Below are 13,731 nucleotides of genomic sequence, written 5' to 3' on the forward strand. Positions count from 1 at the left end.
CTATGTTAATGGTAGTAGCTATATATATTTATATTGTCGCAATCATATTTAGATTGCTAGATAATAGTGCTGCATTGCTTATACGACATGGTATATCCGTAAGTCCTTTTTACTTGAAGCCACCAATTATTCTAGCTCAAATAGAAAATCTAAATGATGAGAAACTCATTTGGAAATTACGTCGTAATCTATGGTATCAAAAGTTGCATATTGCTTTTACGGCACTAGCAATACTTACATTAATAGCTGGGATTATTTATGAGATTTATAATCCTTACATTATCTATTTGATGTAATTATATCTTATTTATGTTTCTCTGCAATTTTGCGGGAGGTACGTAAAATAAGCAATAATAGTATTGCACATAAGCACGCTATAACTCCTATTAGAGCAATGCTACTTTCTCCTTCAAAAAGATTAGAAAAGTCGAGTAATGTTACATTGTAAATAAGAAGGCCCAGCGCCAGTAAAATTCCAATAGGGATTATAAACTTCATAGATTTACTTAAATAGTTCTTGAATATTTGCTGTAAATAACTTCACAGCGATTGCTAACAAAATTACACCAAAAACTTTATGTATTACAGCAATACCGTTCTTGCCTAAAAAGCGCTCAATATGTTTAGAGGTTTTTAAGACTATGTACACTAGTAATATGTTAAGTATGACAGCTATTATTATATTACTAAGGTCATATTCTGCACGTAATGCGAGAAGCGAAGTAAGAGTGCCGGGTCCTGCTACTAATGGAAAGGCAAGTGGAAATACAGAGACCGTCTTTGCACTTATACCATCATCATCCTTAAAAATACTAACACCCAGAATCATTTCTAGGGCTATAAAGAATAGGATAAAAGAACCAGCCACAGCAAACTCATACACATTTACACCTATGAGACTTAATATACTCTCTCCTACAAATACAAATAAAATCATGACGATAAGCGCGACTAATGCTGCTTTTTCACTTTGAATATGACCTGCTTTTTTGCGTAACTTTAATATAATAGGAATACTACCTATAATATCGATTACAGCAAAAAGTACCATTGCCGCCGTAAGTATTTCCTTTATATCTATATTCATTGCATAATCGTTTTAAAATGCGCTCAAAGGTACCCTTATTTAAAGGATACATAATACATTCTGTTGTAGAATTACAAATACAATACGTAACTTAATTCACTATTAATTAGTTAGTAACAATTTATTAAAAATGGTATGTATTTTTTGGTGAAAATTAGAATTATAGTTTTTGACTATTGAACATTAACTTATTCTAATGATAAACTATAGTTACGTGAGTGGTTATTAAATACTTTTACGCCATCAACCTTGAAAAACCTATTGGAATGAAAAATACAGAAACATTTGATCTTAATGATGAGTCTCAAGCAGCAAAGTGTCCTTTTATGGGAGGAGCACATAAACAAACCTCTGGCGGTGGTACAACTAATCGTGATTGGTGGCCTAATGAACTTCGTTTAAATATACTTAGACAGAATGCGACAAAATCTGACCCATTAGGAGGAGATTTTGATTATGCAGCGGCATTTAATAGCCTAGATTTTAATGCCCTCAAACAAGACGTACTTGATTTAATGACAGATTCACAGGATTGGTGGCCTGCAGATTATGGTCACTACGGAGGGTTTATGATTCGTTTAGCTTGGCACAGTGCGGGTACATACCGTATAGGAGATGGACGTGGAGGAGCAAGCTCCGGAACACAGCGTTTCGCGCCACTTAACAGTTGGCCAGATAATGGTAACCTTGATAAGGCTCGTTTATTATTATGGCCTATCAAGAAAAAATATGGAAATAAAATTTCTTGGGCAGATTTAATGGTGCTTGCAGGTAACTGTGCTTTAGAATCTATGGGCTTCCCAACTTTCGGTTTTGCTGGAGGACGTGAAGATGTATGGGAACCAGAACAAGATATTTATTGGGGAAGCGAGACAGAGTGGGGAGCAAATGATGAGCGTTATGCAGAGGGAGAGTTAGAAGCACCACTAGGAGCAGTAATGATGGGATGGATATATGTAAATCCAGAAGGACCTAACGGAGTTCCAGATCCTATGGGCTCTGCTGCAAATGTGAGAGAGACTTTTGGACGTATGGCGATGAATGATGAGGAGACAGTAGCACTAGTAGCTGGTGGTCACACCTTCGGTAAAGCACATGGTGCAGCAGATCCAAGCGACTATGTAGGAACGGAGCCACACGGAGCTCCTATTGAAGAAATGAGTACCGGATGGAAAAATAGTTATGGTACAGGTGTACTTGATGATGCTATTACTTCTGGAATAGAGGGAGCATGGACTCCTAACCCAACACAATGGGATGCAGATTATTTTGATGTACTATTAAATTACGACTGGGAGCTTACCAAGAGTCCAGCAGGAGCACACCAATGGACACCTACAGAATCTTCAAATGCAAAGATGGCTCCAACAGCTGGAGACGCTTCAAAAAAGCAGCGCCTTATGATGACTACGGCAGATATTGCTTTGAAAGTAGATCCAGAATATCGTAAGATTTCAGAGAGATTCCATAAAGACCACAAGGCTTTTGAAGATGCTTTTGCACGTGCATGGTATAAGTTAACACACCGTGACATGGGACCTATAGAGAGATATTTAGGTCCAGAAGTTCCTAGTGAAGAGTTATTATGGCAAGATCCAGTACCGAGCAATGATGGGTATGCATTAAGCGATGATCAAGTTGCAACATTAAAAGTAAAAATTGCAGCGTCAGGACTTACAGTATCAGAGATGGTTTCTACAGCATGGGCATCAGCTTCTACGTTTAGAAATTCTGACAAGCGTGGTGGAGCAAACGGTGCACGCATCCGCCTGGCACCACAAAATAGATGGGAAGTAAACAACCCTGAGCAGTTATACAAAGTGCTTAATGTATTAGGTGCTATTCAAAGTGATTTTGATGGTGACGTATCTATGGCAGACCTTATCGTTCTTGCAGGATCTGTAGGAGTAGAAAAGGCGGCAAAAGATGCTGGACATGATGTCATAGTCCCATTTACGCCAGGACGTACAGATGCAACACAAGAACAAACAGATGTAGATAGCTTTGGTTATCTTGAGCCTAAAGCAGATGGTTTTAGAAACTATGTGAGTCATACACAAAAAGCAACAGCTGCCGAAGCAATGCTTATTGATCGTGCACAATTACTAGGACTCTCTATTCCAGAAATGACAGTGCTTGTAGGAGGTTTACGTGTATTAGGTACAAACTATAACGGTACTAAAGTAGGTGTCTTTACAGATCGACCTGGACAGTTATCAAACGACTTCTTTACAAACATACTAGACTTTACATACACTTGGAAGGAGCTTTCTTCTGATGAGACATTATTCTCAGGAAGTGACCGTCGTACTGGAGAGATGAAGTTTACAGGATCTCGTGCAGATCTAATTTTTGGATCAAACACAGAGCTTAGAGCAATTGCTGAGGTTTATGGAGCAAATGATGGTGAAGAACGTTTCGTAGCCGACTTTATCAAGGCATTTACTAAAGTCATGAACGCAGATCGTTTTGATATTAAGTAAATAAATAACGCTTTCGCGAAAGCGTAAGTACACAATAAAAACGTCCAACTTGCTACAAGTTGGACGTTTTGCTTTTTATGCAATATTTCTTCAAATTTTAAAGGATGCAGTTGTGCATATTAGTATGCTTTCGCGAAAGCGTAACAGCATAAAAACCTTCCTAAAAAGCTGTTTCAAGTAATGCTAGACATATCTTAATACCTTGTCTAATATTCCCTATGCGTATATTCTCATTAGGATTGTGCTGATTGTTATCCATATTAACCAGCGGAAGTATAACTGTAGGAACATCTAGCGCTTTAATCACGGGAACAATAGGCACGGTGCCACCCATCATTCTAATTGTAATAGGGTCTTCACCAAAAGATTGTGATAGTGCTTTCCTTATTTTTTTGCCAAAAGCATCATCTGGATTTGTTCTAAATGCATTTACAGAAGTTTTACCTGTAAACGTGGCTATTTTAGGATAAGCAAGTCTTTCCTCCTCCGTGGGTGCTCGATCTATAAGGTGATAACCTTGTTTAGTGATGTGCTTTTTAATCTTTTCTAGTTGTGCATCACCATCTGTTTCTGGAACAAGGCGTATGTCAAGGTTTGCAATGGCATACTCTGGAACTACCGTTTTGAGACCTTCACCTGTCCACGAGGTCCCTATTTGTCTAACGTTAAGAGAAGGAAATTGCAGCGCTTCTTGATATGAGTTTCCAACTTTTTCGGCGGTGTGAACACCTAATTTTTTATTAAAATCAGTTGCGTCAAAAGGTACAGAAGAGAGTACTTGAGCCGTTTCTGGAGTAATTGTAATTCCATCATAATAATTTTCTATTAAGACTTTTCCATCATCATCTTTCATTGTAGTTAGTAGGTTTGCAAGTCTAAAAACCGGGTTAGGTGCATAGTTGCCATAATGACCACTATGTTGAGGTAGGCGGGCACCGTAGGTGGTGATTGCAGCAGTGGCAATTCCTCTACAGCCAAAGGTAAGTGTGGGCTTATTAGAATCATGAGCAGGACCATCCATTACCACAAAATAATCTGCAGCATATCTACTTTTATAAGTGTCTAGAGTAGAAAGTAAAGCAGTCGAGTTATATTCCTCTTCGGGATCAAAAATCACCTTGATATTAAAAGTAGGTTCTTTTTGTTGCTCTTTTAAAAGTTGTAGCGCAGTAATAAACATCATTATAGGTGCCTTATCATCTGCAGCGGCTCGGCCAAAAATACGCCAGTCATTATCAATTTTAGTGTCTAGGTGATCCCAAGAAATCGCTTTATAATCCCCAGAGCTGTTTTTCACCTTGAGTACAGGAGTGAAAGGGTCTTCTTGATCCCATGTTGCAGGGTTTACTGCCTGTCCATCTATATGAACATAAAAGAGTACTGTTTTGTAATTTGGGTTGTACTCTTTCTCTACGAGAAGAATAGGGAGCGTACTAGTTTCTAGTAAGCTAGTTGTGAAATCTAGCGCCTTGTAACGCTCTTCTACAAAGGCAATATTTTCTAGCATTAAAGCTGGGTTTGAAGGCAAGTTAGGAATGCTCACAAAGGCTTTGTGTTCAATAAGAGTTTTCTTGAGATTTTGATCTATAAGTGCATCTACGGGAGATTGAGCAACACCTATAAAAGCAGTAAATAAGAGACAGAGAGGCCAGAGTTTCATAGAAGACGATTTTAAGAATTGTTGCTGTGTTAAATACAACCGTATGGTAGATAAATATAAGGTTTTCTGCTAGGATGCTTCACTTCTATTAACAGAGGTTAATAAAAGCGTGTTATTATACGCTACTAAGGCCAATAAAAGAAGAAACGGTCTATTAATGTTTAATTTTGGAAAACCTCAATGATTAAATATCGTAATTAATTACAGTTTATGGATTACAAACACCTAGTAGTAAATGTCAAGGAAAATGCGCTACGCTTTGAAAACAAGAATGCGCTTTATGTAAAGAATGAGACACTTAATACTTGGGAAGGTATAAGCTGGAAAAATATGTATTACCGTGTTGAAAATCTTGCCAAAGGTTTACTGCAGTTTGGTGTTGAAACACAGCATAACGTAGCCATTTTTGCCGAAAATATGCCTAACTGGATTATTGCAGACCTTGCGATAATGAGCATAAGAGCAGTAACGGTACCTATCTATGCAACATGTTCTACAAAGGAAGTAGACTATGTGATAAATGATGCTGAGGTAAGCTTGCTTTTTGTGGGTAATCAGCATGAATACGATCAGGCTTATGAACTTCTAGAAAGCTCTTCATACTTAAAGCTTATTGTAGCTCTTACAGATACCATTAAGTTACAACCCTCTGTTTCTTCTATGTATTTAGAAGACTTTGTTGTTACTAGCCCTACCCAAGAAATTGAAGACATCTATTTAAAAAGACAGCAAGACCTTGATGTAAAAGATCTAGCAAGTATTATCTATACTTCAGGAACCACTGGAGAACCTAAAGGTGTGATGATAGGCCATGCTAATATAGGAGCTTCTCTTGCAGCGCATAAATATGAACTTGATATATCAGATCAAGATGTGTCATTAAGCTTTTTACCACTCAGTCATATTTTTGAGCGTAGTTGGGTGTTTTTCTGTTTGCACATGGGGATTGAAGTGTATTTTAATCAAGATCCAAAGAAAATTGCAGAGGTTCTCAAAGAAGTGCGACCAACGGTGATGTGTACAGTGCCTCGTATTTTTGAAAAAATTTATGCAGCTATACAAGCGAAAACAAAGGAGGCTACGCCTACAAAGCAGAAACTTGCAAGCTGGGCACTAAGTGTAGGTGATAACTACTATAATCAGCACCAAAGGCTTGAGAAAAAAGTGCCACTAGGACTAAATCTAAAATATAAAATTGCCGATAAGATTGTATTGAGTAAGTTGCGTGCACTCTTTGGAGGGCGTATTAAATTTATGCCTTGTGGTGGAGCGCCACTTGCGGCAGATATGGTTTCATTTTTTCACTCCTTTGGTCTTGATGTAAAATGTGGCTACGGACTCACAGAAACGACCGCAACAGTATCTTTATTTGGATACACAAATTTTGAATTCAACTCTGCTGGAAAAAGCATAGAAGGTACTGAGATTAAAATAGGAGATAATGATGAAATCCTTGTAAAAGGCCCTGGAGTCATGCAAGGCTACTATAAAAAGCCAGAAGCAACAGCTCAGGTTTTTAAGGACGGATGGTTTTGTACAGGTGATGCAGGAAGACTAGATGAGCATGGAAATCTATACATCACAGATAGAATCAAGGATTTAATGAAAACATCTGGAGGTAAATATATAGCTCCTCAAAAATTAGAAACAGCGCTTATCAGTGATTCGCTTATTGAGCAACTTGCAGTAATTGGAGATCAGCAAAAATATGTAACAGCACTTGCGGTTCCTAATTTTGAGAATTTGAAGAAGTATGCCCTTGAGCATAGTATCTCATTTGAGAGTATGGAAGAGCTCATTAAGGACAATAAGGTTGTAGCACTTTTTGAAAAACGTTTTGACGAGCTACAGCAAGAATTCTCAGCTTTTGAGAAGATAAAAAAGTTTACGCTGCTTCCTCGTGAGTTCAGTATAGAAGAAGGGGAAATAACGCCTACCTTAAAAATTAAAAGAAAAATAGTTCAGAAAAAATACAAAGCACTTATTGATAAGATGTATGCAGAGTAGTTAATGTGAGATGCTACGCTTTCGCGAAAGCGTAATTTTATATAACCATTAATAATCTCGCTACTCACACATTCTTACTTCATACTTTCCAAGTATCTTTGCCCAACTATGTTCCAACTCAAAAAAACCATCGTTTCTGAAGACATTATCGAAAAAGATTTTGTCTGTAATCTTAATGCTTGTAAAGGAGAGTGCTGCATCGCAGGTGAAGCTGGCGCGCCACTTGAAGAAGATGAGGTTACCATCATGGCAGATATTTACGATAAAGTAAAGCCTTTTCTACGTCCAGAAGGAATTGCGGCAATTGAGGAGCAAGGAACGAGTATTGTGCGTGACGGTGAGCTAGAGACACCACTGGTAAATGGAGCCGAGTGTGCTTATGTGACCTTCAATGATAAAGGATGGGCAAGCTGCGGTATAGAGGATGCTTACAATGCTGGTGAAGTGTCGTGGCGCAAACCTATTTCTTGCCATTTGTACCCTATTCGTGTGCAAAAATACAGCTCATTTTCGGCAGTAAATTATCATCGCTGGCCTATCTGTAGTGATGCTTGTTCTCTAGGGAAAGAACTATCTGTGCCTGTTTATAAATTTACTAAAGATGCATTAATACGTAAATTTGGAGAAGAGTGGTATACAGAACTAGAGAAGACCGCTCAAGAAATGGGTAAATAATGTAGTGCCTTGTGCGGACTTAAGAGTCCTATACTACAAAATTTGTATGTAATCTTTTGAGATGCCTTATCTTTAATCCAAAGATAATACATGCACTTTCATTCAAAACTTCCTGACGTTAGTACTACCATTTTTACGGTGATGAGTAAGATGGCTCACGAACATCAAGCCATTAATCTTGCACAAGGATTTCCGGGCTTTGATAGTGATCCAAAACTGCAACAGCTAGTTACGAAAGCAATGAGTGATGGGTATAATCAGTATGCTCCTATGCAAGGTGTTTACAGCTTGCGAGAACAAATCACTCAAAAGCTCAATACCTTATATGGAAGTGATTATCATCCTGAGACAGAAGTTACAGTAACTGCTGGAGCTACCCAAGCTATTTACACAATCGTATCTGCTTTTATACGTACAGATGATGAAGTAATTATATTAAAGCCAGCTTATGATTGTTATGAGCCTGCAGTAATTGTAAATGGCGGTAAAGTAGTCCCTATCCAACTCAAAGCACCAGATTATAAAGTAAACTGGAAATCGGTGGAAGATGCTATCACGCCTAAGACTAAAATGATATTCATTAATACTCCGCACAATCCTACGGGTACTATTCTTGATAAAGAAGATATGCTGGAGTTAGAGCGCATTCTTGAAGGTACAGATATAATATTATTGAGTGATGAGGTGTATGAGCATATAGTCTTTGATGGCAAGCGTCATGAGAGTGTGGCTCGTTACCCAGCATTAAGAGCACGCAGTTTTATTACGGCATCCTTTGGGAAGACTTTTCATAACACAGGATGGAAAATGGGATATACAGTTGCTCCAAAAGAGTTGATGGCAGAGTTTCAAAAAGTACATCAGTTTAATGTGTTTTCTGTACACCATCCATCACAAAAAGCCTTTGCTCAGTACCTCAAGGAGCCTAGTCATTATCTAGAACTCAACGATTTTTATCAGCAGAAAAGAGATTTGTTTTTAAACCTAATTGAAGGTTCGCGATTTACAGCAAAGCCTGCCGCAGGCACCTACTTTCAGATGCTGGATTATTCTGCTATTACTAATGAGAGTGATACCGCTTTCGCGAAAGCGTTAACCATAGACTATAAACTAGCGTCTATACCAACGTCGGTATTTAATGTGGATCAAGAAGATTTTAAAATGCTACGATTTTGTGTTGCAAAAGATGACGAAACACTCAAAAAAGCTGCCGAAATTTTAACTAGTATCTAGTCGTCTAGTTTACGAGCAACCCATCCACGTATAAGCTCTGCTGTAACCCCAAAGGCTACATGTGCAAGAAATTCATTTGCTTGTAATTTTACTGGTATATCTTTAGGCTCGTCTTCTAGACCCATTAATGGTAGTGAGGTTTCATGTGTTGCTAGATATGCCGTAGTTCCAAAGAGCGCTCCCTCTACAAGGTTGGTTTCTGGTCTATCACGCTTTGCATAGCCTAAACTAGCTCCTAATGTAAGGCCAATAGGGATATTAACTAATTGTTCTGCGAGATCACGATTTGATGTGCTCACAGGTTCTCCGGTAAGCTTCTCAGAGATGTTATCTACTAGCTTAAGTTGTGCACTCTCAGTATTGGGTTGTCTTACTGGTAATACTCGTTCTATAGCGCTTTTAACAATGGTACCTGCTAGACCACCTAATACTCCAGCAATCACTCCGCGAGTAGCGGTAGATGCTATATTATCTTTTTCAAGCCAGTTAGAAAGTGCAGTATTACTCATAGTAGTTAGTGTTTTATGACCCTAAAGTACTTTTTAAGGCCTAGTAGAGGTCTTAAGATAATTATAATTAACAATTAATTAAACAGCTATAGCAACATATAAATATCAATTCTATCAAGAGACGTTAAATAAAACTGAGTATATCATTTTTGTTTTTATCTTTATGTTTTCGGAGCAAGTAGGTAAGGTGCTTCACAAAGTATAGACTGTAAGTTATGAATGACAAATTATTTGACGCAATACGCAACGGAGATCTAGAGATGGTGCAAGCAATTATTACTGCTCATCCAGAACTTGTAAATATTAAAGATCAACGCGGTTCTACCCCTTTATTACTTGCCACTTACTACGGAAATCAGGACATAAGCGAGGCTATTTTAAAGCAAAAGCCAGATCTTAATGCAAAGGATAGTTCTGGTAACACTGCGCTTATGGGTGTTTGTTTTAAAGGATACCCAGTAATTGCAAAACTACTTATCGAGAGTGGGGCAGATGTAAATGCTGTTAATCTTAATCATGCTACAGCCCTCATTTATGCAGCTACTTTTGCGCAGTCAGAAATAGCACAAATGCTTATTGAAAATGGTGCCAACTTGTCTCATAAAGATGAAAAAGGTAACACCGCTTTTGATCATGCAAAAATGCAAGGATCTACAAACCTGATGGAAATCTTAGAGGAAAAATAGATTTGTTGCTGCTATGCCGCTTTCGCGAAAATGTGACCCGTCAAAAACAGTCTCAAGCATAAATAGTTTTCACATCTTACTTTAGTGAGTTTAGGTCAAATTTTCTATAATCTTCTACCCAATTCTTACAGCCATTATCTAGCATCGCTTCACGATTTTTTGTGCCTATACCCAAAAACGAAATATCGAGTTCTTGTGCGGCTTTTAAATCCCAAAGCCCATCACCTACAGCAATGATATTATCAAAGGACGTTCTATTGTAATATTCTTCAGACTTCTGTATTGCTTCTTTTACAAACCCCACTCGAGAAATATTATGTAACGAAGTTGCAAGCACTTCAGGAATAAAAGGAACTTGAGAGCCCTCCATTTTTATAGCAGTAGCTTTTGGAAAAGCACCCGTTCCATAAGCAAATGGAATATGCATTTCTTGCAATTTTAATAATAACGAACGCGCCCCTGGGATTTCACTCACAGGGTTGCATTTAGATAATTCTTCGCCTAATAAATGATCTAGCTCATATCTTAAGTTGGCTGGAGCTTTCTTGTTAAAAGTACGCTCGTAATTATATTCTAGCGCATACAGATCTGTATGGTGTAGATAGTTGTCATAATCGGTGTCTATATCTTGAAGTCCTATATCTGCTAGAACTTTGGTTATAACAGGGAGATATGTTGGGATACTATCTGTAAGTGTTCCATCAATATCAAAAACGAAAAGTGTGTCTTTTGTAATCATTTAGTTTTTTCTGAATAATTGTTTAACGGTAAGTGACCCATCGCTGTTTAATCGCTTTACGATTTTTATGAAAGCAATGGCTGTAATAAGCGCATCTCCGGCAGAGGTATGTCTATCGTGCAAAGGGATTTTGAGAGCCTCGGCAAGTTCATCTAGCGTGTACCTTTTTTCTTGTAAAGGTCTGTTTATAGGATGCACAAGTCTTTTGTACAACGTTTCTGTATCGAGTACTCTGTTTTTTAATTTTCCCAGCTGAGCACGTTTGAGGGCTGAATTAATTACTGCAACGTCAAAACCTATGTGGTGCCCTATGAGAATATCTGTTCCTATAAACTCTAAGCACTTTTCTATGGCCTCTTGTTCATTTACTTGCTCATAACTTCCATTGCGGAGGATGCCGTGTATTTTTGCACTTTCAGGCTTGTATATATCTTGTTTGAGGTATAGCTCTAAGCTCTGTGCTACAGAAATCTCATTATTAATCACGGTTACCGCTCCTATAGATAGAATACGATCTTCTTTATAATGTAAACCCGTAGTTTCGGTGTCAAATACTACAAAACGAGTGGTATGAAGCTTTTTTCCATCTAGAGTACTACCTAAAAAGCCTGCCTGACTTCTCTCCTGAGCAAAAGCAGCAAGATACTGTGTCCAGAAGGAAGGATAATCTCTTTGAGGTGATGTAGTAAATAATCCCATCTAGCTCAAATTTTGAGTTTGAAAGCGTACACGTACCACTTCTTGTAAATCGCGCAGTGGCTTAAAGCATCGTTTTAGTTTGAGACGTTCCTCTTTAGATAAATCTGCTAGTTTAATGAAGCGGCCGCTATCATCGTTGCGCAACCCTTGTTTGACTCTAAATTTAAGAAGTGCTTTAAATGCGTATGCGCAGCTTTCAAAGAGTTCTTTGTTTTGAGGTTCTAGCTCTGCAAGCTTTTCAAAACGTTCTGAGGTATGATTTATGTTGCGTAGGTTATGGTAAAGAGAAAGCACTCTGGCGCCACTTATTAATGGAGCCATAGCTCGGTTTTTTATATCAAATTCATCTTTATGTGCACCATCTGACTCCACAAGAAAGTTGCGAAAGAAACTCACCGGCGGCGGGTTTTTAAGTGCATCCTTTGCCATAAATCTAAAAAAGACAGAAGATGTAGATAGCTGGTCATAAATAGAGGCGGTAAGTTCTCCTACTAATTCCTGAGTTCCATAGACCATTCTATAGTCAAAGAATATTCCCGATAGCAACATGCTTTCTGGAGATGGATCTTTAACCCATGTAGAAAACTGCGCTTTCCATTCAGAAAGTGATAAACAGTATAGCGGATTACTTCCCATCATATCTGCAGGGCAGTAATCATAACCTATTTTATGAAGGCGTTTATTCATCCTATTTGCTAGATGCAGAAAGTAATTTTTAGTCGCCTCATTAGTTTCTGGTGACACATCCTCATAAATAAGAGCGTTATCTTGATCTGTATAGAGTAATTGCTCCTCTCGACCTTGACTTCCTAATGCAAGCCATGTAAATGATACTGGAGGATTATGTGCCATCTTACTTAATGAGAGCTCCATAGTGCGTTGCATGAGAGCATCTTTAAGCTCAGAAAAAATATTAAGAATATGTGATATAGGTAAGTTTTGGTCTAGGTAGCGCCCAAGAAGAAGTGTTGCTTTTTCCCAAGTAAATCGTAGCATTTTGGTTTTTTTTGCTCGTTTTATTTCCTTTACGAGTTCGGCGGGACTGTTACCGTAAGCTACCACAATATCATGTTTACTTAACAGACCTACTACCTTTGTGCTAGCTGTACCGTCCTCGGTAATTATGAGATGACTTATTCCATTTTTGAGGAGTATAAGTTGCGCTTGAGCTACGGTTACTTTTGTAACGGCACAGACAACCTGAGTAATCATTGCATCACCTACTACGTGATCACTAGAGATAATATTATTTGCAATAGCATTGCGCAATTCTCGATTTGTGAGAACACCTACTGGAACTGCATTGACTGTAATTACTAAACATCCTATACGATGTTGTTGCATCAATCTTGCTGCTTCTTGTATGGAAGTTTCTGGAGAGCAAGTGATGATAGATGTGCTATATCGTGCTTGTTCTAACCCTAATAAATGTGCGCTACGTTCGGGCTCATAGGTGTTCAGTAAAGAGCCACTTTGCTGTAAGGTATATGGATCTTTTATGTTTGATGCAAAGCTAGCGATAAGGTAGTTTGAAATGGCTTTGTTCGCTTTCGCGAAAGCGGAAAACTCCTCCATAGGTAATGTATAGAGTATCGTCTCTTCCTTTGCCGTAGCAGTCGTTCTATAAGTATCTGTAGAGGTTACTTTAAGACCAAAAAGGTCTCCTTCATCGCAAATGTCTACCACCTTAATCACATCCTTGGATGGTCTAGTGAGTTTTATAGCCCCTTGCTGAACGATATAAAAACGATCATAATAAGCTTGATCACGATTAAAAATGACTTCATCCTTATCCAAGTAAAGTACAGAAGCTTGGCTACAAATATCCAGCAAATCACCTTCGGCCATAAATTGAAATGGTGGAAACTGTTTTAAAAAATCATAGATTCTTTGAGCAATTGTGTTTTGCATAGCGTGTACGTATTCATTGTAAAGATAGTACAGATGGAAAGT

General features: G+C 38.2%; 12 protein-coding genes. 6 read left to right on the plus strand and 6 right to left on the minus strand.

Annotation, left to right across the window (positions count from 1 at the left end):
- Positions 1-8 precede the first annotated feature (8 nt).
- Positions 9-296, plus strand: coding sequence for a hypothetical protein (locus JM84_RS03485; RefSeq protein WP_237699384.1), 288 nt, complete (start codon positions 9-11; stop codon positions 294-296).
- 206 nt (positions 297-502) lie between these two features.
- On the opposite strand, the gene JM84_RS03495 is transcribed toward JM84_RS03485, so the two are convergent.
- Positions 503-1,087, minus strand: coding sequence for a MarC family protein (locus JM84_RS03495; RefSeq protein WP_013750451.1), 585 nt, complete (start codon positions 1,085-1,087; stop codon positions 503-505).
- Positions 1,088-1,353: 266 nt separating this feature from the next.
- Here JM84_RS03495 and katG point away from each other — a divergent pair, with 266 nt between their 5' ends.
- The gene (katG, locus tag JM84_RS03500; RefSeq protein WP_144782808.1) at positions 1,354-3,570 is read left to right on the plus strand and encodes a catalase/peroxidase HPI; all 2,217 of its coding nucleotides are present in this window, start codon (positions 1,354-1,356) and stop codon (positions 3,568-3,570) included.
- Positions 3,571-3,730: 160 nt separating this feature from the next.
- Here the strand turns inward: katG and JM84_RS03505 are convergent, their stop codons facing one another.
- Positions 3,731-5,230 (minus strand): M20/M25/M40 family metallo-hydrolase, encoded by a 1,500-nt coding sequence (locus JM84_RS03505; protein WP_144782810.1) that lies wholly within the window; start codon positions 5,228-5,230, stop codon positions 3,731-3,733.
- A gap of 210 nt (positions 5,231-5,440) precedes the next feature.
- On the opposite strand from JM84_RS03505, the gene JM84_RS03510 reads away from it, so the two are divergent.
- The 3 genes from JM84_RS03510 to JM84_RS03520 all read left to right on the plus strand — a co-directional run bounded on the left by JM84_RS03510 (position 5,441) and on the right by JM84_RS03520 (position 9,145).
- Entirely contained in the window at positions 5,441-7,237 is a 1,797-nt protein-coding gene (locus JM84_RS03510; RefSeq protein WP_144782812.1) for an AMP-dependent synthetase/ligase, read from the plus strand.
- Positions 7,238-7,345: 108 nt separating this feature from the next.
- On the plus strand, positions 7,346-7,912 hold the full coding sequence (locus JM84_RS03515; protein WP_013750447.1) for a DUF3109 family protein: 567 nt from the start codon (positions 7,346-7,348) through the stop codon (positions 7,910-7,912).
- A 90-nt stretch (positions 7,913-8,002) separates the two neighbouring features.
- Positions 8,003-9,145 (plus strand): methionine aminotransferase, encoded by a 1,143-nt coding sequence (locus JM84_RS03520; protein ID WP_013750446.1) that lies wholly within the window; start codon positions 8,003-8,005, stop codon positions 9,143-9,145.
- Here the strand turns inward: JM84_RS03520 and JM84_RS03525 are convergent.
- Positions 9,142-9,654, minus strand: a complete 513-nt coding sequence (locus JM84_RS03525; protein ID WP_013750445.1) for a DUF1440 domain-containing protein — start codon at positions 9,652-9,654, stop codon at positions 9,142-9,144. The two genes, JM84_RS03520 and JM84_RS03525, sit on opposite strands and share 4 nt — an antisense overlap.
- Positions 9,655-9,869: 215 nt before the next feature.
- Here JM84_RS03525 and JM84_RS03530 point away from each other — a divergent pair, with 215 nt between their 5' ends.
- Positions 9,870-10,340, plus strand: a complete 471-nt coding sequence (locus JM84_RS03530) for an ankyrin repeat domain-containing protein (RefSeq protein ID WP_013750444.1) — start codon at positions 9,870-9,872, stop codon at positions 10,338-10,340.
- A 76-nt stretch (positions 10,341-10,416) separates the two neighbouring features.
- On the opposite strand, the gene JM84_RS03535 is transcribed toward JM84_RS03530, so the two are convergent.
- From JM84_RS03535 to JM84_RS03545, 3 genes are read right to left on the minus strand one after another with little or no spacing between them, the layout of a single operon-like run.
- Entirely contained in the window at positions 10,417-11,079 is a 663-nt protein-coding gene (locus tag JM84_RS03535; protein ID WP_013750443.1) for an HAD family hydrolase, read from the minus strand.
- Entirely contained in the window at positions 11,080-11,778 is a 699-nt protein-coding gene (locus tag JM84_RS03540; RefSeq protein ID WP_144782814.1) for a PolC-type DNA polymerase III, read from the minus strand.
- Complete coding sequence (locus JM84_RS03545) at positions 11,779-13,689, minus strand: DUF294 nucleotidyltransferase-like domain-containing protein (protein ID WP_144782816.1); 1,911 nt, start codon at positions 13,687-13,689, stop codon at positions 11,779-11,781.
- Between the last annotated feature and the right edge of the window lie 42 nt (positions 13,690-13,731).

Source organism: Dokdonia sp. Hel_I_63 (genome assembly GCF_007827285.1).
Classification (GTDB): domain Bacteria; phylum Bacteroidota; class Bacteroidia; order Flavobacteriales; family Flavobacteriaceae; genus Dokdonia.

What these genes read in the sequence shown, in the direction of transcription:
- JM84_RS03485 (WP_237699384.1), top strand. Translation starts at nt 9, where the DNA reads ATGGTAGTAGCTATATATATTTATATTGTCGCAATCATATTTAGATTG.
- JM84_RS03495 (WP_013750451.1), bottom strand. Translation starts at nt 1,087, where the DNA reads ATGAATATAGATATAAAGGAAATACTTACGGCGGCAATGGTACTTTTT.
- katG (WP_144782808.1), top strand. Translation starts at nt 1,354, where the DNA reads ATGAAAAATACAGAAACATTTGATCTTAATGATGAGTCTCAAGCAGCA.
- JM84_RS03505 (WP_144782810.1), bottom strand. Translation starts at nt 5,230, where the DNA reads ATGAAACTCTGGCCTCTCTGTCTCTTATTTACTGCTTTTATAGGTGTT.
- JM84_RS03510 (WP_144782812.1), top strand. Translation starts at nt 5,441, where the DNA reads ATGGATTACAAACACCTAGTAGTAAATGTCAAGGAAAATGCGCTACGC.
- JM84_RS03515 (WP_013750447.1), top strand. Translation starts at nt 7,346, where the DNA reads ATGTTCCAACTCAAAAAAACCATCGTTTCTGAAGACATTATCGAAAAA.
- JM84_RS03520 (WP_013750446.1), top strand. Translation starts at nt 8,003, where the DNA reads ATGCACTTTCATTCAAAACTTCCTGACGTTAGTACTACCATTTTTACG.
- JM84_RS03525 (WP_013750445.1), bottom strand. Translation starts at nt 9,654, where the DNA reads ATGAGTAATACTGCACTTTCTAACTGGCTTGAAAAAGATAATATAGCA.
- JM84_RS03530 (WP_013750444.1), top strand. Translation starts at nt 9,870, where the DNA reads ATGAATGACAAATTATTTGACGCAATACGCAACGGAGATCTAGAGATG.
- JM84_RS03535 (WP_013750443.1), bottom strand. Translation starts at nt 11,079, where the DNA reads ATGATTACAAAAGACACACTTTTCGTTTTTGATATTGATGGAACACTT.
- JM84_RS03540 (WP_144782814.1), bottom strand. Translation starts at nt 11,778, where the DNA reads ATGGGATTATTTACTACATCACCTCAAAGAGATTATCCTTCCTTCTGG.
- JM84_RS03545 (WP_144782816.1), bottom strand. Translation starts at nt 13,689, where the DNA reads ATGCAAAACACAATTGCTCAAAGAATCTATGATTTTTTAAAACAGTTT.